The sequence below is a fragment of the Pseudomonas sp. 86_A genome (assembly GCF_017491705.1).
GTDB lineage: Bacteria > Pseudomonadota > Gammaproteobacteria > Pseudomonadales > Pseudomonadaceae > Aquipseudomonas > Aquipseudomonas koreensis.
The window spans coordinates 78,711-102,707 of record NZ_JAFGYS010000006.1; the positions used below are offsets into that span (position 1 = coordinate 78,711).

Sequence of the window (23,997 nt, forward strand, 5' to 3'; positions counted from 1 at the left end):
AGACAGGATGTCCACTCAGCTCCCCCCAAAAACGCTGCGCCTCGAAGACGCGATCAGCGCCAATGACAGTCTGCACAGCCAGCATCTGGCCCAGACGACACCGGCCTGGCTGGTCGAGGCCGCCCCGGCAAGGCGTGCCGCCATGAAGGCTGTGGGTACGCAGTTGCCCGACTGGTACCAGGCGCTGCCCGCCAACCGGCAACGCACCCTCCAGGCGCAATTGATCACCGGTCTTACCGCCCAGTCGGTGCTGGATAAAACCATGAGCGACCTGGAAAGCGTCGAGGCGTTCGCCGAGGCGCTGCTGGTCAAGGCACTCAAGGAGCAGTTCAACGTTGAGGTCGACGTCAACAAGACCCTGTTATGCCTGAAACGTCCGCTGGCAATCAGCGTGCTGGAAGTCGAGCTGTCGTCCTTTGAAGTGTTGAAGCTGCCGTTGTTGCAGGCCGCGCTGCATAACTTTGAAGCGTCGGAGTGCACCGAGGGTGCCTATCATCGTCAGTCCGGATTCGTGCAGGAAACTTCAACGTCCGGCACGTTTGAGGCGGTCGAGCTGAGCATGACCGTCAGCGAGTTTCTCTCGTTGTGCCGCACGCTCGACGTCGGTGCCCGATATCAGGAACGGCTGCAGGCGTTTCTGCAATCAACGACTGAATTGCCCGAGCAATTCATCACCAGCCAGAAAGCCGCGTTGCGCGCCGCTGCAGAACTGGCCTTGCTGAAAAAGGACATCGAGCCTGACGACTACAGCATGATCCTGTCGGTGGTCGACGGTGAAGTGCATCCGCGCCTGGGCGGCAAACCGGTGTGGTTTCGTGATCTGAGCCTGATGAAACGCCGGATGACCGGGTGTGTCGTCTTCAGTGTCAGTGAGCGCTATCGCTACACCAGCGAGTTCATTGTCTACATCCCCAACGATTCCGAGCAGCCGCTCAAGCGTTGTAACGGGGCGCAGATGACCGAGATGTTCAAGCGCCGCTTTACCGCCACTGACGACGCACCAGGCCCTGGCGGAACGACCGCGTACCAGCGGTTTTTCAGCCAGTTCGTGGCGTATGCCGAGCGCCCTTATTATTTCAGCCAGTTCAGCGAGCCTGCGCCGGACGCACCGTCCGATCCGTTGCATTCGATCTGGGTGAAAGCCATACGGATCATTCCGCCGATCTCCACCCTGGCCGGGCTCAAGGAACTGCCCCCCGAAACTCAAGGCACGCGCCAACCGGTGAAAGACCCTTATCTGAACCCCTTTGGCATCACCCGCGAGGGCGTGGCCGGAATCTGGTCGGCCAACACCGACCTGTGGCAGTACCTCTACGAACAGCACCGGACGAAACTGCTGGCCGACACTCGCGCCCACGCCGTGCCCACGGCGGACGCGGATGCCAAGGCGCGGGCGCAAAAACTCGCGCATCTGCTGGAATTCGGCATGTTGGCCTTGAATCTGGTGTCGATGTTCGTTCCGGTGCTGGGCGAGATCATGATGACGGTCATGGCCGGACAGCTGCTGTACGAGTCGTTCGAAGGGGCGATCGAGTGGTCCGAGAATGATCGCCAGGCGGCCAAGGCGCACCTGATCGATGTGGCGGAGAACCTGGCGTTGATCGGCGTGATGGCCGGTGTCGGCAAAGGAATGGGGAAACTGACTGCGATCAAGGCCCCGCCGATGATCGACGCGCTGGAGCCCGTTACGCGGCCGGATGGCAGCTCCCGGTTGTGGAAGCCCGATCTGACCGCGTATCAAAGCGATGTCGCGCTGGCCGCAACGTCTGTTCCCGACGCCCAGGGCATTCATCGGCTCAATGGCAGCACTTACATCCGCTTGCAGGACAAGGTCTACCAGACGCTTTTCGATCAACAACTGAAGAAGTGGCGCATCCTGCATCCGAGTGACACGGCTGCCTACCGCCCGATTCTCGAACACAACGGTCTGGGCGCCTGGCGCCATGCTCTCGAGCGCCCGCTGACGTGGGACCGGTTGACCCTGTTGCGGCGCATGGGGCATTCGACCGAAGCCTTTTCCGATGAACAATTGCTGCAGATCGCCGATGTCAGCGGCGTGGGGGATGACGCCTTGCGCCAGATGCATCTGGACAACGCCCCGGCCCCTCTGCCGTTGGCCGACACGCTGCGCCTGTTCGACACGGAACAGCGGGTCGCGCGCCTCATCGATCAGGTCGAGCGCTCGGCCCCCCTGGAAGAGCAATACCTGCTGACCCTGCCATTGCTGACCGAGATGCCCCGCTGGCCCAGCGGACGTGTGCTTGAGGTTTTCGACGATCCGGACCTCGCGGGTGCAAGCGAGCGCTATGGCGCCGCCGAGGCGCAATTGCCCGGTGACAGTGCCAAGGCACCGATTCGCTTGACCCGTGGCGAGGTGCTCGGCGGCCAGATGCCGGCACGGATTCTCGCGGGTCTGGAGGAGGCGGAAACGCTCAGGCTGCTGGGCGCCGAGCCGGCCCGGGTCGTCGAATCCAGGCCGCAGGAGTTCAGCAAGCAGATGGCCGACTTCCTGAAAACACGCCAGCCGGCCCTGTTCGAGCAGCTTTACGCCGAACCTGCGACGAAAGATCCGCGAATTGCCCTGCTGCAAAGGATGACCCCGGGACTTGGCAACGATGCCGCGATCCGGGTGCTGCTGGAGGCCAATGCGGAGGAGCTCGCCCGTCTCGATTCAAGCCGGCATGTACCGTTGAAGTTGCTGGAGCGATCACGCGAATACGCCCGCCAGCGGCGATTCGATCATGCGCTGGCCGGTCTGCACATGGAGCACTTCAATGCCCGCGACAGCCACTGGCTGGCGCTGCGCGCCCTGGAAAATCTGCCCGGGTGGTCGGGTGATGTGCGTCTGGAGCTGCGTGAGGGCGGCGTCGATGGGCCGTTGCTCGACAGTGTCGGCAGTGAACAGGCCGGGCAGTTGAAGTATCTGGTCAAGCAGGGGCCAGCCATCCAGGCATTCGATGAGGCGGGCGAGGCGCTCAATAGTGTGACGCATCAGGGTGACAATTTTTTCGCCTCGATCATGCATGCCTTGCCCGACGAATCCCGCCAGGCCCTTGGCTTTCCCGGTGTCGGGCAGAGCGCCGGACTGCGCCGCGCGGTGCTTGATCAGGTCAGCCGGAACCGCACCGAGCTGAGCCGCCTGGCCGGCAAACGTTATGGCACATTCAAGGGCTTCAAAGCGCCGGTGCGGCTGTCCGGTGGTACGTTGGGTTATTACGCCAGCGGCCGAGGTCATGGCGTCAATCCGTTGTTGGTCACCCGGGTCCAGGATGTCTATCCGGCGCTGACCGATCAACAGGCCGGTGGCTTCATTCTCACGCAGATGGCGTCGGGCAAGAGCGATGCGCAGATCTATGAGCTTTTGCAGCGCCGCCAGCGTGAATGGCAGGCGCTTGAGTCCACGCTCGCCGAGTGGGAAGGGGACGCAGCACCCGAGCCGGCGCTGGCATCGCTGATCGGTGGCAAATCGAGTGTCGTGCGCAACCTCAAGCAGTCCTGGCACGCGGCACCGCTGAGCGAGTATCAGGCCGCAGCCCGGCGTTTGGACATCGTCTGTGACGACCCGCTGCCCGCATTGCCGGCGGACTTTTCCCACGTGCGGGACCTCAGCGTGAGAGGGCTCTGTATTACCGATGCCAATGCAGATGCGTTGCTCGGTGCTTTTCCCAAGCTGCAGTCGTTGCGCATCAATGCCACCAGCGAATCGTTCAGCAACCTCCCGCTAGTCTTGCAGCAGATGTCGCAACTGATGGACCTGACGCTGTACAGCGTGACACCTTTTGCCGACGCCATGCCGCAGCGCCTGAGTCAGTTGACCCGGCTTGAAGGCTTGACCCTGTGCACCGCCAGCTATCAGCCGATTGCGTTTGACGTCAGTCGGATGCGCCATCTGCGCAGGCTGGACATCGTTGCCTATTCATTGCTGGACTGGCCGACCGGTGCGCTCGACCTGCCCGATCTTGAACGCCTGAACCTTAGAGACACAGGGATCAGTTCAGTCCCGCCGGGAATGCTCGAAGGGCATGAAAAAATCTGGTCGGGCTTGTCGCTGGACTGGTCGCGTTTCTCGCGCGAGTCCTTCAAGCCTGCGTACGAGTACGTCAAGACCCAACCTGGGCACCTGGTCGATCGGGAGATGATGGTCCGGGATTATTGCCGGGGTGAACTGACGCGCCTGTGCAGTGGCGTGAATGAATCGTTGGAGAACCTGCAGAACCGGTTTTTCCAGCAATGGGCTGATGGCGATCAGCGATTCACTGCCATCGAAGCCTTGAGCGAACAATACGCAACGCTGGACGGGCAGTTGCACGAATGGTCGCAACGTGTGAAGCCTGTCCAGGAAAAAATGCTGGAGGTGATTCATCGATCCGATGCCGCGCGTGCCCTCAGAACCAATTGGCGCAAGGGATTGTTTCAACGTTATGGCTCGACGATCAGCGCCTCGACCCTGGACTTGTCGGGACTGATGCTCAGTGAGCTGCCGGCGTTGCCGCCCGAGGCGTTCTCTCATGTACGCAACTTGCTCTTGCAGGGGCAACGGGCAGGCGCCACGCAGGTCCGGCGTTTTGTCAGTGCTTTCAGCGGTGTACAAAACCTCGATTTGAGCGACAACGCCTTGGGCGAATGTCCGATTGAACCCGGAACACTGCCGCGGCTTTCCCGTCTCAATCTTGCGGGCAACCTGCTGACCGGCTCGCGGGGATTGCAACAGTCTCTGGAGACGTTGCCGGCGCTTGAACATCTGGACCTGCACAGCAATCCGCTGAGAGAACTGAAGGTCAGTGGCATGTCGCGCCTGAGGGGCCTGAATCTGCAGGGCACGGCGCTGCACACCTGGCCGGCGGGCGCCGAAGCGTTGCAGCAACTGACGTGGCTGGATCTGCGCGACAGCAGGATTTCCACCCTGCCAGCGAGCGTGCTGGAGAGCAAGGCGCTGCTCCACACCAACCTGACGGGGGCGCCGCTCACACCTGAAGCGGTTGCCGCGCTGCAGACGGCGCAGCAGCGGATCGAATTTGAAATCGGCCTGCCGGACGGTGCCTTGCAAGCATTTGCCGCTGAGCCCGTCCCGGCTGATTTTCCGCCCGCCGAAGATGGAGTTTCTGTTGCCCGGCATCTACTGCCACTGCCGCCGGCACCGGTCGGTGAAGGGCCGGCGTTGCTGATCAGACAACTGCAGCGCATGCAGCCGGGGCTCAGCGACGAACACGCCGTGCAGGCCATCGAACAGTTGCGCGGGAGCGGGCTGTCGGAGGTTGAAACAGCCGCGCGGATCAACGCCTGGAGCCAGACCTTCGACACCTTGGTACGACGCCTCAATGGCTGGCTGTATACCCGCGAAACCCACGGTAGCGGCTGGGTGATCTCCTCGCAAAACCGCAGCCTGGCAGCCTGGCGCATTCTCAGTTGCTGGCGGGCGAAACTGCCCGGTGCCGTTGAAGCGACGAATGTCGTGCTGGACCTCAACGGCCTGCAACTGGGGGATCTGCCGCCGTTGCCAGACGATTTTGCGCATGTCACCACGCTGAACCTGACCGGCACCCGAATCACCGCCGAGGGTTCCGACGGCTTTCTCACCGTGTTCCGTCAGGCACGAGCGCTGGCGCTCAATGGCAACGACTTGGAGACATTGCCGCAAGCGATCATGCACATGGCGGCCATGGAGCGCCTGGAGCTGTCCAGCAATCGCTTCTACGATCCGGAAGTCTTGTACCAGACCTTGTCCGGCCTTGAACAATTGAGCTGGCTGGACCTGAGCTACAACAGTCTTGAGTCGTTCGACCTCAGCCATTTCGAACGACTGCAGACGCTTGATCTGAGCAGCAACAATCTGTTCGAGTGGCCGGCCGGCGCGTTCAATGCCGAGCATTTGCAGACGCTGAACCTCAGCCGTAATGACATCACTACGATTCCCGAAGGGGTGTTTGACGGTGACCACGAGTTGCTGCTGGACGGCACCGACCTGACTGACAATTACTATCTGACGGAGGATACCCTCGAGCGGCTTCGCGCCTATCAGGCAGCAACCGGGCGGGAGCGTGTGCTGGGGCTCACCCATTCCGAACTTGAGGAAATGGTCGACGACTTGGCCACCGGACTCACCGAAACCACCGACAGCATCGAGTCGGATGAACTGCTCCCGGACGTGCAGGCGCATGCCCGGCAAAAAGCCCCCTGGCTGGCCAACCTGGCCCCCGAAGAATTGACCGCCCATGACAAACTCTGGGATCAACTGGTCGCAGAACCGGACAGCGGCGCCTTCTTCCACCTGCTTGAGCGGTTGCAGGACACCCGCGAATTCCGGGTAGCCAATGCTGACCTGACACGCCGGGTGTGGGTGGTCATGGAGGCCGCTGCCGCCAACACCGAACTCAGGGAAATCCTCTTTGCCGGCTCCACGACCCACGGCACCTGTGTCGACGGGCGCATCCTGACGTTCAGTGGTCTGGAGAGCAAGGTGTTTACCCACAATGCCCTGCTCGATCTGAGTGAAAGTCGCGCTGCGGTCCGGGGCCAAGCGTTGCTGGCGTTGTCGCGGCAACTGTTCCGGCTGGACAAGGTCGACGAACTGGCGAAAGCCGCGTCTGCACGCAGCGGATTCGACGAAGCCGAGGTGCGCCTGGGTTACCGTATTGGTTTGACCGGCGGCTGGGAGGACGGACTGGAACTGCCCGGGCAGCCGAAGAACATGTCGTTCGCCTCGGGTGTCACGCCGCAACAACTGCTCGACGCACGCGGCGAAGTGCTCAAGGCGGAACGCTCCGATCGGTTTCTGGAAGACCTGATCCAGCGTGATTACTGGTTGGACTTTCTCAAGGAGCAACAGCCCGACGCGATCCGGGAGCTGGATGAGGCGCCGTTGCTGGAGGAGGGGGAGGATGACGCCTTGCCCGCCGACGATCCGGAGTATCTGAGCCGGTTGTTCGACCAGACGGCAGCGCGTAATGCCCGGTTGATCGAACTGACGCGCGAGGAGATTGAACGTATCGGCGAGGCTACTGACAACGCAGCCGTTGCCGGCTCGTCAAAACAGCCGACAGGCGGCTGAGCCATAACGATCACTCACCCTGCGACGCCGGATTGCCCGGCGCCGCAGATTGTCGATCAGTGTCGGGTCAGTTGTCGTAACCCAGGTTCGGTGCCAGCCAGCGTTCGGTCACGCTCAGGTCCTGACCCTTGCGCGAGGTGTAGCTCTGCACCTGATCCTTGTCGACCTTGCCCACGGCAAAGTATTGCGCCTGCGGATGGGCGAAGTACCAGCCGCTGACCGCGGCCGCCGGGAACATCGCGTAATGTTCGGTGAGGAACACGCCGCTGCGGCCCGCGCGCATTTCGCTGGCTTCAGGATCGAGCAGGGTGAACAGCGTGGCTTTTTCGGTGTGATCCGGGCAGGCCGGGTAGCCCGGTGCCGGACGAATACCGGAATACTGCTCTTTGATCAGTGCGTCGTTGTCCAGCGCTTCGTCCTTGGCATAGCCCCAGTGTTCTTTACGCACCTGCTGGTGCAGCCACTCGGCGCAAGCCTCGGCCAGACGGTCGGCGAGGGCCTTGACCATGATCGAGTTGTAATCGTCGCCAGCGTCCTGATACGCCTTGGCCACTTCTTCGGCGCCGATACCGGCGGTGGTGATGAAACCACCGACGTAGTCGGTCACTTCGCTGTCTTTTGGCGCGACGAAGTCGGCCAGCGAGAAGTTCGGTTTGCCGTCGGTCTTGATGATCTGCTGACGCAGGTGATGCAGGCGCGCCATGGGCTTGCCGTCATCGCCGTACAGCTCGATGTCGTCGTCATGCACCTGATTGGCCGGCCAGAAACCGAACACCGCACGGGCGCTGATCAGTTTCTCGTCGATCAGCTTGGTGAGCATCTCGCGGGCGTCCTTGTACAGCGCGGTGGCGGCTTCACCGACCACTTCGTCTTCAAGGATGCGCGGGAACTTGCCGGCCAGGTCCCAGGAAATGAAGAATGGCGTCCAGTCGATGTACTCGGCCAGGACGTTGAGATCGATGTTGTCCAGCACCCGAGTGCCGGTGAAGGTCGGTTTGACCGGGGTGTAACCGGCCCAGTCGAACTGCGGCTTCTTGGCAATCGCCGCCGCGTAGCTCAGGCGCTCGGTACGGGCGCTGCGGTTGGCGGTGCGCTCGCGCACATCGATGTATTCCAGACGGGTCTTCTCGACGAAACCGGCCTTGAGTTCCTTGGACAGCAACTGCGTCGCCACACCCACGGCGCGCGAGGCGTCCGTGACGTAGACCACGGCGTCATTGCTGTACTTGGGCTCGATCTTCACCGCGGTGTGCGCCTTGGACGTGGTCGCACCACCGATCATCAGCGGCAGATGGAAATCCTGACGCTGCATTTCACGGGCAACGTGAACCATTTCGTCCAGCGACGGGGTGATCAGACCCGACAGGCCGATGATGTCGCACTTCTGCTCTTTGGCCACCTGAAGGATTTTTTCCGCCGGGACCATCACGCCGAGGTCGACAATGTCGTAGCCGTTACAGCCCAGCACCACGCCGACAATGTTCTTGCCGATGTCGTGCACGTCACCTTTCACGGTGGCCATGAGGATCTTGCCCTTGGCTTCCGGCTTGTCGCCTTTTTCCAGCTCGATGAACGGGATCAGGTGCGCCACGGCCTGCTTCATCACGCGGGCGGATTTCACCACCTGCGGCAGAAACATTTTGCCGGCGCCGAACAGGTCGCCGACGATGTTCATGCCGGCCATCAGCGGGCCTTCGATGACTTCGATCGGACGGCTGAACGACTGGCGCGATTCTTCGGTGTCTTCAACGATGTGGGTGGTGATGCCCTTGACCAGCGCATGCTCCAGACGTTTGTTGACGTCCCAGTTGCGCCACTCTTCGGTCTCGGCTTCCTTGACGCTGCCGTCGCCCTTGTACTTGTCGGCGATGGCGAGGAGGGCGTCGGTGCCTTCCGGTGTGCGGTTGAGGATCACGTCTTCGACAGCGTCGCGCAGTTCCTGCGGGATCTGGTCGTAGATCTCCAGCTGACCGGCGTTGACGATGCCCATGGTCAGGCCGGCGCGGATCGCGTACAGCAGGAACACCGAGTGGATCGCCTCGCGCACCGGGTTATTGCCACGGAACGAGAACGACACGTTGGACACGCCGCCGGAGCTCAGGGCATACGGCAGTTCGTCGCGGATGTAGGCACAGGCGTTGATGAAGTCCACAGCGTAGTTGTTGTGTTCTTCGATGCCGGTGGCCACGGCGAAGATGTTCGGGTCGAAGATGATGTCTTCTGGCGGGAAGCCGACTTCGTTGACCAGAATGTCGTAGGAGCGTTTGCAGATTTCTTTCTTGCGCGCTTCGGTGTCGGCCTGGCCGGCTTCGTCGAACGCCATCACCACCACGGCGGCGCCATAGCGCTTGCACAGTTTGGCGTGATGGATGAACTGCTCGACGCCTTCTTTCATGCTGATCGAGTTGACGATGCCCTTGCCTTGAATGCACTTCAGACCGGCTTCGATCACTTCCCACTTCGAGGAGTCGATCATGATCGGTACGCGGGAGATGTCCGGCTCACCGGCGATCAGATTGAGGAAGGTGACCATGGCCTTCTTCGAATCGAGCATCCCTTCGTCCATGTTGATGTCGATCACCTGCGCGCCGGCTTCGACCTGCTGCAGGGCGACTTCCAGGGCTTCGGTGTAGTTGTCTTCACGGATCAGACGGGCGAATTTGGCCGAACCGGTGATGTTGGTCCGCTCGCCGACGTTGACGAACAGCGAGCTGCGATCGATGGTGAACGGCTCCAGACCCGACAGGCGGCACGCCTTGGGAATGTCCGGAATCTGCCGCGGTGCATAACCGGCCACGGCCTTGGCGATGGCTTCGATGTGCCCCGGGGTGGTGCCGCAGCAGCCGCCGACGATGTTCAGGAAGCCACTCTGGGCGAATTCTTCGATGACCTTGGCGGTGTCCACCGGCAGTTCGTCGTACTCGCCGAACTCGTTCGGCAGGCCGGCGTTCGGGTGCGCCGACACGTGGGTGCTGGCCTTGTCCGACAGCTCTTCCAGGTACGGCCGCAGTTCACGGGCGCCGAGGGCGCAGTTCAAACCGACGGAAATCGGTTTGGCGTGAGCCACGGAGTTCCAGAACGCTTCGGTGGTCTGGCCCGACAGGGTGCGGCCGGAAGCGTCGGTGATGGTCCCGGAGATCATGATCGGCAGCTCGAAACCCAGCTCTTCGAACACGCCTTGCACGGCGAAGATCGCCGCTTTGGCGTTGAGCGTGTCGAAAATGGTTTCGATCAGGATCAGGTCGGCGCCGCCTTCGATCAGGCCTTTTGTGGCCTCGGTGTAGTTCTCCACCAATTCATCGAAGGTGACGTTGCGGTAGCCAGGGTTGTTGACGTCAGGCGACAGCGAGCAGGTGCGGCTGGTAGGGCCGAGCACGCCCGCGACGAAACGAGGCTTGGCCGGGTTCTCGGCGGTCTTGGCGTCGGCCACCTTGCGCGCCAGGCGCGCGCCTTCTACGTTTAATTCGTACGCCAGCGCTTCCATGCCGTAGTCGGCCATGGAAATGCGCGTGGCGTTGAAGGTGTTGGTTTCAAGGATGTCGGCGCCGGCATCCAGATAGGCTTTCTCGATACCGCCGATCACGTCCGGACGGGTGATCACCAACAGGTCGTTGTTGCCCTTGACGTCACTCGGCCAGTCCGCGAAGCGCTTGCCGCGATAATCCTGCTCCTCGAGCTTGTAGCTCTGGATCATCGTGCCCATGCCGCCGTCGAGAATCAGGATGCGCTCTTTGAGGGCTTGCTTGAGAGCTTGAAGGCGGACGCTGCGATCGGACATTTGGACTACTCGAAAAGACCATTACGAAGGGCCGGGATCATAACAAACCTGTGCGCTTTTGGAGCATGTCAGGCTTTTTCATGAATATCGTTCATGTTGGTACGGACGTCATACTGTAGAATCGCGGCGTTTTTTTCAGGATCGGGATCAAGGGCATGTCGTACCGCGTCATCAGCATTTTCTTGCTGTTTTTAAGCTTTGGCGCGGGAGCCCAAGAAGCCTCGATTTCTTATACCCGAGACATCCAGCCAATCTTCACCGAGAAGTGTGTGGCCTGCCATGCCTGTTACGACTCGGCCTGCCAGCTCAATCTGGGCAGCGGCGAAGGTGCTGGCCGGGGCGCGAGCAAGATGCCGGTCTACGACGGTGAACGGACTCAGGCTGCGCCGACCACACGACTGTTCTATGACGCCTTCGGCAAACGCGCCTGGCAGCAGAAAGGCTTTTATTCGGTGCTCGACGCTCAGGGCAGTCAGGCGGCGTTGATGGCGCGCATGCTGGAGCTTGGGCACAAGACGCCGCTGACCCCTAATGCCAAGTTGCCGCAAGACATCGTCCTCGGCTTGCAGCGGGAAAACATGTGCGCGATGCCCGCCGAGTTTGAAGGCTATGCCGGCGCCCATCCGAAAGAAGGCATGCCGCTGGCGGTGACCGGCCTGACCGATCAGCAATATCAGACGCTGCAGCGCTGGCTGGCGTCCGGCGCGCCAATCGACGAGCAGGGCCTGGCCCCGAGCGCCAAAGAGGCCATGCAGATTGTCCAGTGGGAAAACCTGCTCAACACCCCGGGCGCACGGCAGAGTCTGGTCGGGCGCTGGTTGTTCGAGCACTGGTACCTCGCGCACATCTATTTCAAGGACGGCGAGCCGGGGCACTACTTCCAGTGGGTGCGTTCGCGCACGCCGACCGGCCAGCCGATCGACCTGATCGCCACCCGACGCCCGAATGACGACCCGGGCACGCAGGTGTATTACCGCTTGTGGCCGGTGCAGGGGGTGATCGTGCACAAGACCCACATCACTTATCCGCTGAGTGCGGCGAAGATGGCGCGGGTCAAGAGCCTGTTCTATAGCGGCAACTGGCAGGTCAATGCGCTGCCGGGCTACGGTCCGCAGAGCCGGGCCAACCCGTTTGCCACCTTCGAGGCGATTCCGGCCCAGGCGCGTTACCAGTTCATGCTCGATAACGCCGAATACTTCGTGCGAACGTTCATTCGTGGGCCGGTGTGCCGTGGGCAGATCGCGACCGATGTGATCCGCGACAACTTCTGGGCGCTGTTCCAGGCCCCGGAACATGACCTTTACATCACCGATCCGATCTATCGCGGTCAGGCCACGCCGCTGCTGGCGATGCCGGGGCAGAACGACGACGTCGGCAGTGTCCTCAGCCTGTGGCACAACTACCGCAACAAGCGTAATGAATACGAAGCCCTGCGCCGCGACAGCTATGCCGACCTGCCGGCACCGAGCTGGTCGACGCTGTGGGCCGGCAACGACAACGCGCTGCTGAGCATCTTCCGCCACTTCGACAGCGCCTCGGTCACCAAAGGCCTGATCGGCGAAGTGCCGCAAACCCTGTGGCTGTTCGACTACCCGCTGCTGGAACGCACCTATTACCAGCTGGCGGTCAACTTCGATGTGTTCGGCAACGTCTCCCATCAGGCGCAAACCCGCCTGTACTTCGACCTGATCCGCAACGGCGCCGAGCAGAACTTCCTGCGCCTGATGCCCGCCGATTCCCGCGAGGGCTACCTCGACGATTGGTACCAGAGCAGCGGCCAGTTCAAGATGTGGCTCGATTACGAGGCCATCGATGACGACAAGCCGACGGCGTTGAAGCTCGACCCGAAAGACCCGAAATACGACTTCGCCATGCAGCTGCTGGCGCGCTATGGCGACCTCAATGCGCGGCCGGATCCGATCAACCGGTGTGACGGTGCCTACTGCTCGCGGCCGAATATCGACCCGGGGCTGCAAGGCGCCGAACAAGCGCTGAGCCGCCTGACCTCGCGCCCGGCCGCGGGTCTGAAGGTCATCGACCAATTGCCGGAAGCCACCCTGCTGCGCATCGAGACCCGCAGCGGCAAGCGTGAGGTCTACAGCCTGCTGCGCAACCGTGCGCACAGCAACGTGGCGTTCCTGTTGGGCGAGTCGCTGCGCTATCAGCCGGGGCTGGACACCTTGACCATCTACCCGGGCGTGCTCAGCAGTTACCCGAACTTCATCTTCAACATTCCCGCTGAACAATTGCCGGAGTTTGTCGATGCCATGGAAAACGCCAAGGACGCCGATCGCTTCGAGAAAATCGTCGAACGCTGGGGCATCCGCCGCAGTCATCCGCAATTCTGGTTCTATTTCCACGATCTGAGCCAATACATCCACGAAACCGATCCGGTGGAAGAGGGCGTGCTGGACATGAACCGCTACGAGAATCTTTGATCGACTTTTGATCGAGGGCTGCTGTCCCACCTCTTAGCAACACCGCAAAACCCTTGTAGGAGTGAGCCTGCTCGCGAAAGCGTCAGTACATTCAGAATGGATGTCGCCTGACATGCCGCAATCGCGAGCAGGCTCACTCCTACAAGGGATCGGCGGTGGTTCTGAGAGATTTGGACGGGAGCCATCAATGTTGATTTCAGTGCAGGCCCTGCGGGCGCTCGCCGCGTGGACGGTGGTCTGTCACCACTTCATGCAGATTTTCTTCGACTTCAAGGCGCGCGGCCCGATCGGCCAGTTGTTCATCGACAAAGGCGCGGTCGGGGTCGACATCTTTTTTGTCATCAGCGGCCTGGTGATTTTTCTCTCCACCGAAGACAAGGTGCTGCGGCCGGGGCAATTTCTGCTGTATCGCCTGTGCCGCATCGTGCCGGCGTATTGGCTGTACACGCTGCTGATGGCGCTGCTGGTGTGGTTCGCCCGGCCAGTGTTACCGGACCAGACGCTGGACGCCGGGCACCTGTTGCTGTCGCTGTTGTTCATCCCGGCGCAGAATCCCGGCGGTTATGGCCTCTACCCAACCCTGAACGTCGGTTGGACCCTCAACTACGAAATGCTGTTCTACGTGCTGTTCGCCTGTGCGCTGGTGTTCCGCTGGCAGGTGCGCCTGTTGGTGGTCGCGGCGTTGCTGTTTGCCACCTGTCAGGCGTTTGGCTGGGTCAGTGAGTTCTATCGCTCGGACATCGTCTACGAATTCCTGCTGGGGATCGGTATCGGCCTTTTGTATCGTCGGGGCTGGATCGGGGCTGGCCTGTGGTTGCCGTTGTTGGGCATCGGCGCTGCATTGCTGGCGATCTATCAACTGACGCCAGCGCCAAGGCTGTTGAACTGGGGCGTGCCGAGTGCGGTGCTGGTGATGGCCTGCATGGCGCTGGAGCGTTATGTCGAGCGCAGCCGGTTGCTCAAGCTGTTGGGCGACTGTTCGTATTCGGTGTACCTGATGCATGTGCTGGTGCTGTCGGCCGGTGGATTTATCGCGCGGCAGTACGGGATCAACCCGTACCTGATGTTCATCCTCTGCGCGCTGGCCATAGGTGTTGGGTCGTGGATGAGCTACGAATGGGTGGAAAAACGCAGCTATCAGTGGCTTAAAGCACGGATCGATCGCGAACCTGCCGGTCAATCGGTTGCCGAGCTTTTCCGACAAAAATACTAGGACTTTGTACGGCGCGATGATTGGCGTAAACTGCGCCCAAGCCTGCGAGGAGTTTCCATGACCGCTATTACCATTACCGACGCCGCCCACGATTACCTGGCCGATCTGCTCTCTAAGCAGAACACCCCGGGTATCGGTATCCGCGTCTTCATCACCCAGCCTGGCACCCAGTACGCCGAAACCTGCATTGCCTACTGCAAGCCGGGCGAAGAAAAACCTGAAGATACCGCGCTGGGGCTGAAAAGCTTCACCGCTTACATCGACTCGTTCAGCGAAGCGTTCCTCGACGATGCTGTCGTCGACTACGCCACCGACCGCATGGGCGGCCAACTGACCATCAAGGCGCCAAACGCCAAAGTCCCGATGGTCAACGCCGACAGCCCGGTCAACGAGCGCATCAACTACTACCTGCAAACCGAGATCAACCCGGGACTGGCCAGCCACGGCGGTCAGGTCAGCCTGATCGATGTGGTCGAAGACGGTATTGCCGTGCTGAAGTTCGGCGGCGGCTGCCAGGGCTGCGGCCAGGCCGACGTGACCCTGAAGGAAGGCATCGAGCGCACCTTGCTTGAGCGCATCCCTGAGCTCAAGGGTGTTCGCGACGTGACCGACCACACGCAGAAAGAAAACGCCTACTACTGAGTAAGGTGTTCACTGCGATGTAAAACGGCGCTGTGGCGAGGGAGCTTGCTCCCGCTTGACTGCATAGCAGTCACAATCCGGACAACGTATTTTCCCGTGATGAATGGGTTGTCCGGTTTTGGGATCGCTCCGCGATCCAGCGGGAGCAAGCTCCCTCGCCACAATTGCTTTCAGGGCCTGTACAAGTGCGCATGCCCCGCACGATAAAGCGACGATTCACTGAACACCTCACTGCCCAGCACCCGCCCAACCAGAATCAACGCCGTACGCCGGAACCCCTTGGCCGCCACCTTTGCGGCAATGTCCTCAAGCGTCCCCACCACCCAGTCCTGATCCGGCCACGTCGCTCGGTGAATCACCGCAATCGGGCAATCCGCGCCGTAATGCGGCAGCAATTGCTCGATGATCTTCTGCAGATGATTGACCCCCAGATGAATCGCCATGGTCGCGCCATGCTGCGCCAGATTGCCGAGTTCTTCGCCGACCGGCATCGCAGTCTTGTCGGCATAGCGGGTCAGGATCACGCTTTGCGATACATCCGGCAGCGTCAGCTCAGCGCCAAGCAACGCGGCGCAGGCCGCAGTGGCGGTGACGCCGGGGATGATTTCGAACGGAATATCCAACTCGCGCAGACAGCGAATCTGCTCGCCAATCGCGCCGTATAGGCTCGGATCCCCCGAATGCACCCGCGCCACATCCTGGCCCTTGGCATGGGCGGTCTTGATCAGATCGATGATCTGCTCCAGGTGCAACTCGGCACTGTTGACCACGGTGTCGGCCTGATGCCCCTCCAGCACCGCGGCCGGGACCAGCGAGCCTGCGTAGATGATCAGCGGGCAGCTGCGAATCAGCCGCTGGCCTTTGACAGTGATCAATTCCGGGTCCCCGGGGCCGGCGCCGATGAAGTAGACGGTCATGCAGACATCCTGTGAAAAAAGGGGCAGGGCAAGGCTTCAGATGAAGATTGCTCATGATCAAAGAGGGGGATTATCGGGATTTTACGCAGCACCGGCCAATGCCAACGTGGCCTGAGCGTATTTCTGCCGGGAAATCAGCAGTTTTGCCGGTGCCTGGATCAGTTGTTCAGCGAGGGCCAGCGCGGCACTTTCCGCCACACCGTAGCAGCCAGTGCGCTCATAGGCGATCTGTGAATGATGGCTTAGCCGCTGCTGGTAATTGGCCAATTCGTCGCTGCTGAAATACAACAGCGGCAAGGCCAGTTGGGCGGCCAGTTCCTGCAACCCCGGCTCATCGCGTTTCAAATCGATGCTGGCCAACGCCTTGACCGCTTCCAGCTCGATACGATGCGCCTGTAATGCCTGATCGAGTAACGCGCGCAGCGTACTGGCCGGGCAGCCGCGCTGGCAGCCCAGGCCGACCACGAAGGTCGGCGCTGCGCTGTCAGCGGTCATGCGTGGTATTGACCATCGCTTTTGCGGCGGAACAACCAGGCGCTGATCAGGCCCAGGGCCAGCCAGAACGCCACGTTGGTCAACTGCGAAGCGATTTTGAATTGAGCTTCCAACGCTTGCGGAGCGAGCATCGAATGCACTTCCGGTTGTGGCGCACCGATCACGTGCGGCACGGCGAGGATCGCCACGCCCAGCAGCTTCATCAGCCAGTGACGGCTGAACACGATCAGGGCCAGGCCGACCGCGGTAGAGGCGGCAGTGCCGATCCACCACGTCTGCCGCGAAGCCAGATCGGCCGCAGCAGTGCCAGGCAGCTCCGGCGGCAGGCCCAAGGTTGGCGCGAGGACGAACGTCGCGTAACCGGCCAGGCCCCAGAGCAGACCCTGCGAGGTTTTGGTCGGAGCACGCAGGGTGTACAGGCCGGCGAGCATCAGGGCGAACCCGACCGCCACCACCAGATTGCCACCGGTCGTCGAAAGCACACGCTGCCAGCCATCTTCCGGCTCCCAGGCTTCGGCGTCGTGGGTGTGCGCAGCCACGCCAGCGGCGTGTTCGTGAACCGCAACCGGCTCGGATTTCTCAAAGGTTTCGGCCTGCAGAATCAGCGGCGAGACCCAGAAGCTTTGCAGCAACGTCAGCAGCAGGGCGGCCAGCAGGCCGGTAAAACCTGCGGTTTGCGCGATACGCTTGATCATGTCGGCAGGTCTCAGTGGCACGGGAACGCGGCGCTGTGGCGAGTGTCGTGGGCGGCGTTGTGCACCGCTTCGATGTGCGAGAAACCGGCGAAGTAAACGAGGCTGGCACCGAGGATCGAGGCGAAGATCGCCGCCGTCAGGCGTTGGCTCAACGTGGCGGTGCTGGAGATTTTGTCGGTGGTGTTGCCGGTGCTGCTGATGATCGACATGGCGCTTCCCTCTGGAGTGTCAGCGGGTGAATAGAGCGCATGAAAACCCCTGCGAGTCAGGCACGCAGAGGTTCGAACAGCGCCCGCCCACCGCGGGTTTGTTATGTTCAGCGACGCAAATGCGCGCTGTGTGTTGCGGGCCGGTCTCCGGGCTCACGAGGGGTTGGCGCCAGGCCGACCTGCAAGCATCACCTTCCCATGCCGTACTGGCACAGTGGATCTGACGCTTCGCTCGCTTACCGTTGCGGGGGCAGCACCGGACTGACATGGCTTTGAGTAAAGCACATGATTCACCGGTTTCCCGTTTCACCCTGTGAAGGGCACCCGTAACAAGGTGTGTAGGAGAGCATGGGTTGGGGAATGTAGTCAATTTTGTGGGTGGATCCGTTGCTGCGGTAACGGCCACTTAGGGTTCCGCCCTTACGGCGGGTCACTTTTGGCAAACGCCCCAAAAGTAACCAAAGGTCTATGCCCTGACGTTCGGCCCTCGCCTAGGCTCGGGTTCCTTCGCTCCGGGATTCATCCGGGGGGCAGCGCCTACGGTTTGCTTCGCTGCACCTCCTCTCGCTGTGTTTGGCTGCGCCAAACGGTCGCTGCGCTCCCACCCCCGGATAAACCCCTCTACTCAGCCTGCCGACGGGCCCTGAGATCGAAAGCTTTACTCGAGCTAACGCTCATTGTGTTGAGTGGGGCGGCTGCGCCGCATGGGGCTGTACGCAATCTAAACTGTAGGAGCCGGCCTGCTGGCGATGGCGGCCTGACAGCCGACCAATCTCTAACTGAATACACCCACTCCCGTGTAGGAGCTGCCAAAGGCTGCGATCTTTTGATCTGCTTTGGCTTTGGCTTTGGCTTTGGCTTTGGCTTTGGCTTTGGCTTTGGCTTTGGCTTTGGCTTTTGATGTGGCTTTTGATCTTCAGCCCCTTCGGCAGGCCGAGCGTAGGTGTTCATCCGGGGGTTAGGCGCGCAGCGCCATGCGGCGAAGCCGCATACATCGAGAGGAGGTGCAGCGAAGCAAACCGGAGGCGATGCCCCCGGATGGACACCGTAGCGAGGGAACACTGAGCCTAAGCGAAGTGCCGTACGCCGGGGCAAAGCCTTTTGGGTTACCTTTTCGCTGGGCCGGCATTCCGGCGTTTGGAAAAGGTGACTCGCTGTAAGAGCGAAACCGCCAGCGGCGGCAACCGAACCAATGGATATGCTCACATAACCAAAACCCAACCCCATTGACCCATAACCACCCGATGCGTAGCCTTGCGCTTTCGAGGTTCTTCGGCCCACGCCGAAGCTAAGAAGGGAACGCGGTCAAAGCCGCGGCTGCCCCCGCAACTGTGAACGGTGATGTTCGCTGCCACGCCACTGCCAGCCCTGCCAAGGTGCCAGCGGGAAGGCGCAGCGAATGCCGGGCCCAAGGCCTGAACACCGTCAGCCAGGAGACCTGCCTCGTGACAGATTTCTCACTACAACCGGGCGGGGTGATCCGGTGGCGAATTCTTCCGCGCGCACGCTCGCAGCGGATCTCGTCCCGTATGCCCGCCACCTTGCCAAAGGGCATCCGATGAAAACACTGGCCAAACTCCCCGTCACCATCGTCACCGGTTTCCTCGGCTCGGGCAAAACCACCTTGCTGCGGCACATGCTCGACAACGCTCAGGGTCGTCGCATCGCGGTAATCGTCAACGAGTTTGGCGAGCTGGGCATCGACGGTGAAATCCTCAAGCAATGCACCATCGGCTGCACCGAAGAAGAAGCCAGCGGCCGCGTCTATGAACTGGCCAACGGCTGCCTGTGCTGCACGGTTCAGGAAGAATTCTTCCCGGTGATGCGCGAACTGGTCGCCCGTCGCGGCGATCTCGACCACATCCTCATCGAAACCTCTGGCCTGGCCCTGCCAAAACCACTGGTTCAAGCGTTCCAGTGGCCGGAAATCCGTAGCGCCTGCACCGTTGACGCGGTGATCACCGTGGTCGACAGCCCGGCCGTGGCCGCCGGCACCTTTGCCGCGTTCCCCGATCAGGTCGATGCCCAGCGCAAACTCGACCCGAACCTCGATCACGAATCGCCGCTGCACGAGCTGTTCGCCGATCAACTGGCCAGCGCCGACCTGGTGATCCTCAACAAGGCCGACCAGACCAGCGCCGAAGACCTGGCTCGGGTACGCGCTGAAGTCGCCGAAGAACTGCCGCCCGCCGTAAAAATCATCGAAGCCAGCAACGGTCGTCTGCCACTGGACGTGCTGATCGGTCTCGGCGCCGGTTCCGAAGAACACATCGACAGCCGCCACAGCCATCACGATCACCACCACGACGGTGATGACGATCACGATGACCACGATCACGACGCTTTCGATTCGATCTCCATCGAACTGCCGCAAGCCGACGAAAGCCTGCTGCTCGACGCCCTGACGCAACTGGTGGTGCAGCACGGCATCCTGCGGGTGAAGGGCTTCGCGGCCATTCCGAACAAGCCGATGCGCCTGTTGATTCAGGGTGTGGGCACGCGTTTCGACAAGCACTTCGACCGCCAGTGGGGCGCCGATGAAGCGCGCGTCACCCGTCTGGTGCTGATCGGTCAGGAACTCGACGCCGTGCAACTCGAAGCGCAACTGCGCGCTGCGCTCAGCGTTTAAGCCATGCACCTGCTCAGGACCCAGCCCGGCGGTTTCGTGTCGGATGACAACATTGCCGACCTTGGACAAACCCCCGCCGAGCTGGTGATCCTGTGCAGCGGCGACTCCAGCCTGGCGCTGCTCGCCGAAGCTGCGCAGCAACTGCCCGAGGATTACCCGAGCCTGCGCCTGGCCAATCCCATGCAGGTGCAGAATCACGCCTCGGTCGATCTGTATGTCGACGAGGTGCTGCGTCACGCCAAAGTCATTCTGATTTCCTTGCACGGCGGCATTGCCTATTGGCGTTATGGCGTCGAGCGGCTGATGGAACTGACCGAGCGCGGCGTGCAAGTGATTCTGGTGCCGGGCGATGACCGCCCCGACCCGGAACTCAGCGACCTGAGCACCGTGCCCGCCGAAGATCGCGACCGCCTCTGGCAGTTCCTGCGTCAGGGCGGCATGGGCAATGCGCTGGACTTCTTCCATTGCCTGGCCAGTCGTTGGCTGGCGCGGGATTACGCTTGGGGCGAGCCGCAAGCGCTGCCGCGCACGGCGATTTACCATCCACAGAAAAACACCGCCGCACTCAGCGACTGGCAAGCCGATTGGCAGCCGGATCGCCCGGTGACGGCGGTGTTGTTTTACCGCTCGCATTTGCAAGCGGCGAACACCGCGTTCATCGATGTGTTCTGCCAACGCTTGCAGGTCGCGGGTCTCAATCCGTTGCCGATCGCTGTCGCCAGCCTGAAAGAACCGGGCTGCCTGAGCGTGGTCGAGGACTGGCTGGATGAAGTCGAAGCGGCGGTGATTCTCAACACCACCGGGTTCGCCCAATCCAGCCCCGAAGCCCCGCATCTGCGCCCGTTCCGGCGCAATATTCCGGTGATTCAGGCGATCTGCGCCCAGGACAACGAGCCGGGCTGGCGCGACAGTGAGCAAGGCCTGGGGCCGCGAGATCTGGCGATGCACATCGCCTTGCCGGAACTCGACGGGCGTATCATCAGCCGCCCGATCAGCTTCAAGGATCTGGCCTGGCGCAGCGAGCGCAGTCAGTCCGATGTGGTCTGCTACCGGGCGCAACCCGAGCGCATGGATTTTGTCGCCGAACTGGCCCGGCGCTGGAGCGATCTGGCGCGGTTGCCGAACGCGGAAAAACGCATCGCGCTGATCCTCGCCAATTACCCGACCCGCGATGGTCGCATCGGCAATGGCGTCGGCCTCGACACGCCGGCGGCGGCGTTGAATATCCTTCGTGCGTTGCAGGTTGAAGGCTTTCCGCTGGCGGCCGAGTTGCCGGACAGCGGCACTGAGCTGATCCAGCAGTTGCTCGGCGGTGTCAGCAATGACCTCGACAGCATCGACCTGCGCCCGTGCCAGCAAAGCCTGGCGATGGACGCGTATCTGGCGATGTTCAACGCGCTGCCCGCCGCCAATCAAGCGGCGGTGGTCGAGCGCTGGGGCGCACCGCAAAACGATCCGATGTGCCGTGACGGACGGATGATGATCGCCGGTCTGCGCTTTGGCCTGACGTTCGTCGGCATTCAGCCGGCGCGCGGTTATCAAGTTGATCCGAGTGCGGTGTATCACGACCCGGATCTGGTGCCGCCGCACGGCTATCTGGCGTTTTATTTCTGGCTGCGCAACACCTACGGCGCGCACGCGGTGATTCACGTCGGCAAGCACGGCAATCTCGAATGGCTGCCGGGCAAGGGCGTCGGCCTGTCGGAGAACTGCTGGCCGGATGCGCTGCTCGGGCCGCTGCCGAACATCTATCCGTTTATCGTCAATGACCCGGGCGAGGGCGCCCAGGCCAAACGGCGCACGCAAGCGGTGATCATCGACCACCTGATGCCACCGCTGACCCGCGCCGAAACCTACGGGCCGCTGCGCAATCTGGAGTTGCTGGCCGACGAATATTACGAAGCCCAGTTGCTCGATCCGCGCCGTGCCCGCGAGCTGCAGCGCGATATCTTGCAACTGGTGCGCGAGACCCAGATCGACCGCGAACTGCAACTCGACGCCGGCCTGGACAGCGACGCCGATGCGGCGATCTGGCTGCCGCGGCTGGACACTTATCTGTGTGACCTGAAGGAATCGCAGATCCGCGATGGCCTGCACATTTTCGGCGAGTCACCCACCGGGCGTTTGCGCATCGACACGTTGCTGGCGCTGCTGCGCATTCCGCGTGGCGATGGCAAAGGCGCGCAGTCGAGTTTGTTGCGGGCGTTGGCCAAAGCGTTCGAACTGAGGTTTGATCCGCTGGATTGCGCGTTGGCCGATCCGTGGCTCGGCCCGCGTCCGCAGGAGCTGCTAAGCGTCAGCGATGAAGTCTGGCGCACCGCCGGCGATACCCGAGAACGCCTCGAGCTCTTCGCCTCCGACCTTATCTCCCAAACACTGCATATCCCCTGTGGGAGCGAGCCTGCTCGCGATAGCGGTGTGTCATTCAAAACTCAATTGTCCGACCTGACGCCATCGCGAGCAGGCTCACTCCTACAGGGGCCGCGCGGGGCTGAAGTCAATGCCATCCTCGAAAACCTGCGCGAAGTCGTCGCCCCACGCCTCGACGCCTGCGGCCCCGCTGAAATGCGTGGCTTGCTCGACGCCCTGAACGGCCGCTTTGTCCCCGCCGGCCCGAGCGGCGCCCCCAGCCGTGGCCGTCTCGACGTGTTGCCTACCGGACGCAACTTCTTCTCGGTGGACGTGCGCAACCTGCCGACCACCACCGCGTGGCGCATCGGTTTCCAGTCCGCCACGCTGATTCTCGAACGGCATTTGCAGGACCACGGCGATCATCTGCGCCAGCTCGGCCTGTCGGTATGGGGCACCGCAACCATGCGCACCGGCGGCGACGACATCGCCCAGGCCATGGCGTTGATGGGCGTGCGTCCGGTGTGGGCCACCGGCAGTCAGCGGGTCGATGACTTCGAGATTCTGCCGTTGAGCTTGCTGGACCGGCCCCGGGTCGATGTCACGCTGCGGGTGTCCGGGTTCTTCCGCGATGCGTTTGCCAACCTGATCCGCCTGTTCGACGCCGCGGTGCAAGCAGTGGCCGCGCTGGACGAACCGGACGACCTCAATCCGCTGGCGGCGAAAGTGCGCGCCGAGCGCGAGGCGCTGCTGCAATCGGGGCTGGATGAAGACGCGGCGCGGCGTCAGGCCGGCTGGCGAATTTTCGGGGCCAAACCCGGGGCGTACGGGGCGGGCGTGCAGGGCGCCATCGACGGGCGTCTGTGGCAAAGTCGCGAGGATCTGGCCGAGGTCTATCTGAACTGGGGCGCCTACGCTTACGGCGGTGCGGACGAGGGCACCGCCGCCCGCGAGCAGTTCGTCCAGCGCCTGAGCCAGGTGCAGGCCGTGTTGCAGAACCAGGACAACCGCGAGCACGACCTGCTCGATTCCAACGATTATTACCAGTTCCAGGGCGGCATGCTCGCGGCAGTGGAAACCCTGCGCGGGGAAGCGGCGGCCAGTTATCACGGTGATCACAGCCAGCCGGATCTGCCGAAAATCCGTACCCTGAAAGAAGAACTGAACCGGGTGATCCGTTCGCGGGCGGCCAATCCGAAATGGATCGACGGGGTCAAGCGTCACGGCTATAAAGGCGCGTTCGAAATGGCGGCGACGGTCGATAACCTGTTCGCCTTCGATGCCACCACGCAGTTGATCGACGATCATCAGTATGCGTTGCTGGCCGACGCCTACTTGCTTGACCCGGCAACCCGGGATTTTGTCCGCGAGCACAACCCGCATGCCCTGCGTGATATGACCGAACGCATGCTGGAGGCGCAGCAGCGGGGAATGTGGCAGGAACCGGGCGCGTATAAAGACGCGCTGGAAAACCTGCTGCTGGATATAGAAGAAGACACCTGACACACCACAATCCGCTGTAGGCCTTCGCCTGCTCGCGATAGCTGAGTGTCATTCAAAAGTGAGTTGCCTGACCTGACGCCA

At 61.9% G+C, this 23,997-nt stretch carries 11 protein-coding genes and 2 riboswitches; of the genes, 6 read left to right on the forward strand and 5 right to left on the reverse strand.

Annotated elements, in window-relative coordinates; genetic code table 11:
* Positions 1-7 precede the first annotated feature (7 nt).
* Positions 8-7,048: an NEL-type E3 ubiquitin ligase domain-containing protein gene (locus J5M57_RS10810; protein ID WP_207848557.1), complete on the forward strand. Its 7,041-nt coding sequence runs from the start codon at positions 8-10 to the stop codon at positions 7,046-7,048.
* Between the two features lie 67 nt (positions 7,049-7,115).
* On the opposite strand, the gene metH is transcribed toward J5M57_RS10810, so the two are convergent.
* Positions 7,116-10,826 (reverse strand): methionine synthase, encoded by a 3,711-nt coding sequence (gene metH / locus J5M57_RS10815; RefSeq protein WP_207848556.1) that lies wholly within the window; start codon positions 10,824-10,826, stop codon positions 7,116-7,118.
* Positions 10,827-10,981: 155 nt separating this feature from the next.
* Here metH and J5M57_RS10820 point away from each other — a divergent pair, with 155 nt between their 5' ends.
* The 3 genes from J5M57_RS10820 to nfuA all read left to right on the forward strand — a co-directional run bounded on the left by J5M57_RS10820 (position 10,982) and on the right by nfuA (position 15,119).
* Positions 10,982-13,264, forward strand: coding sequence for a fatty acid cis/trans isomerase (locus tag J5M57_RS10820; protein WP_207848555.1), 2,283 nt, complete (start codon positions 10,982-10,984; stop codon positions 13,262-13,264).
* Between the two features lie 187 nt (positions 13,265-13,451).
* A complete protein-coding gene (locus J5M57_RS10825) occupies positions 13,452-14,477 on the forward strand; it encodes an acyltransferase (protein WP_207848554.1) in 1,026 nt (341 codons plus the stop codon).
* Positions 14,478-14,534: 57 nt separating this feature from the next.
* A complete protein-coding gene (gene nfuA / locus J5M57_RS10830; protein ID WP_007946504.1) occupies positions 14,535-15,119 on the forward strand; it encodes a Fe-S biogenesis protein NfuA in 585 nt (194 codons plus the stop codon).
* Between the two features lie 170 nt (positions 15,120-15,289).
* On the opposite strand, the gene cobM is transcribed toward nfuA, so the two are convergent.
* The 4 genes from cobM to J5M57_RS10850 form a co-directional block, all read right to left on the reverse strand.
* Positions 15,290-16,036, reverse strand: a complete 747-nt coding sequence (gene cobM / locus J5M57_RS10835; protein WP_064587736.1) for a precorrin-4 C(11)-methyltransferase — start codon at positions 16,034-16,036, stop codon at positions 15,290-15,292.
* Between the two features lie 81 nt (positions 16,037-16,117).
* Positions 16,118-16,531, reverse strand: a complete 414-nt coding sequence (locus tag J5M57_RS10840; protein WP_064587735.1) for a cobalamin biosynthesis protein — start codon at positions 16,529-16,531, stop codon at positions 16,118-16,120.
* Entirely contained in the window at positions 16,528-17,226 is a 699-nt protein-coding gene (locus J5M57_RS10845) for a CbtA family protein (protein WP_064587734.1), read from the reverse strand. The genes J5M57_RS10840 and J5M57_RS10845 overlap by 4 nt, the downstream gene beginning before the upstream one ends.
* An 11-nt stretch (positions 17,227-17,237) precedes the next feature.
* Positions 17,238-17,435 (reverse strand): CbtB domain-containing protein, encoded by a 198-nt coding sequence (locus tag J5M57_RS10850; protein WP_064587733.1) that lies wholly within the window; start codon positions 17,433-17,435, stop codon positions 17,238-17,240.
* 120 nt (positions 17,436-17,555) lie between these two features.
* Positions 17,556-17,778: riboswitch (cobalamin riboswitch) on the reverse strand.
* A 905-nt stretch (positions 17,779-18,683) separates the two neighbouring features.
* A riboswitch (cobalamin riboswitch) is annotated at positions 18,684-18,896 on the forward strand.
* Between the two features lie 97 nt (positions 18,897-18,993).
* On the opposite strand from J5M57_RS10850, the gene cobW reads away from it, so the two are divergent.
* Positions 18,994-20,064, forward strand: coding sequence for a cobalamin biosynthesis protein CobW (gene cobW / locus J5M57_RS10855; RefSeq protein WP_083368951.1), 1,071 nt, complete (start codon positions 18,994-18,996; stop codon positions 20,062-20,064).
* Between the two features lie 3 nt (positions 20,065-20,067).
* Positions 20,068-23,916, forward strand: a complete 3,849-nt coding sequence (cobN, locus tag J5M57_RS10860) for a cobaltochelatase subunit CobN (protein ID WP_207848553.1) — start codon at positions 20,068-20,070, stop codon at positions 23,914-23,916.
* Positions 23,917-23,997: the final 81 nt, after the last annotated feature.

Bases quoted from the DNA above. Each gene is read 5' to 3' on its own strand.
- J5M57_RS10825 (WP_207848554.1), top strand. From the start codon at position 13,452: ATGTTGATTTCAGTGCAGGCCCTGCGGGCGCTCGCCGCGTGGACGGTG.
- J5M57_RS10850 (WP_064587733.1), bottom strand. From the start codon at position 17,435: ATGTCGATCATCAGCAGCACCGGCAACACCACCGACAAAATCTCCAGC.
- nfuA (WP_007946504.1), top strand. From the start codon at position 14,535: ATGACCGCTATTACCATTACCGACGCCGCCCACGATTACCTGGCCGAT.
- J5M57_RS10840 (WP_064587735.1), bottom strand. From the start codon at position 16,531: ATGACCGCTGACAGCGCAGCGCCGACCTTCGTGGTCGGCCTGGGCTGC.
- metH (WP_207848556.1), bottom strand. From the start codon at position 10,826: ATGTCCGATCGCAGCGTCCGCCTTCAAGCTCTCAAGCAAGCCCTCAAA.
- cobM (WP_064587736.1), bottom strand. From the start codon at position 16,036: ATGACCGTCTACTTCATCGGCGCCGGCCCCGGGGACCCGGAATTGATC.
- cobN (WP_207848553.1), top strand. From the start codon at position 20,068: ATGCACCTGCTCAGGACCCAGCCCGGCGGTTTCGTGTCGGATGACAAC.
- cobW (WP_083368951.1), top strand. From the start codon at position 18,994: ATGAAAACACTGGCCAAACTCCCCGTCACCATCGTCACCGGTTTCCTC.
- J5M57_RS10820 (WP_207848555.1), top strand. From the start codon at position 10,982: ATGTCGTACCGCGTCATCAGCATTTTCTTGCTGTTTTTAAGCTTTGGC.
- J5M57_RS10845 (WP_064587734.1), bottom strand. From the start codon at position 17,226: ATGATCAAGCGTATCGCGCAAACCGCAGGTTTTACCGGCCTGCTGGCC.
- J5M57_RS10810 (WP_207848557.1), top strand. From the start codon at position 8: ATGTCCACTCAGCTCCCCCCAAAAACGCTGCGCCTCGAAGACGCGATC.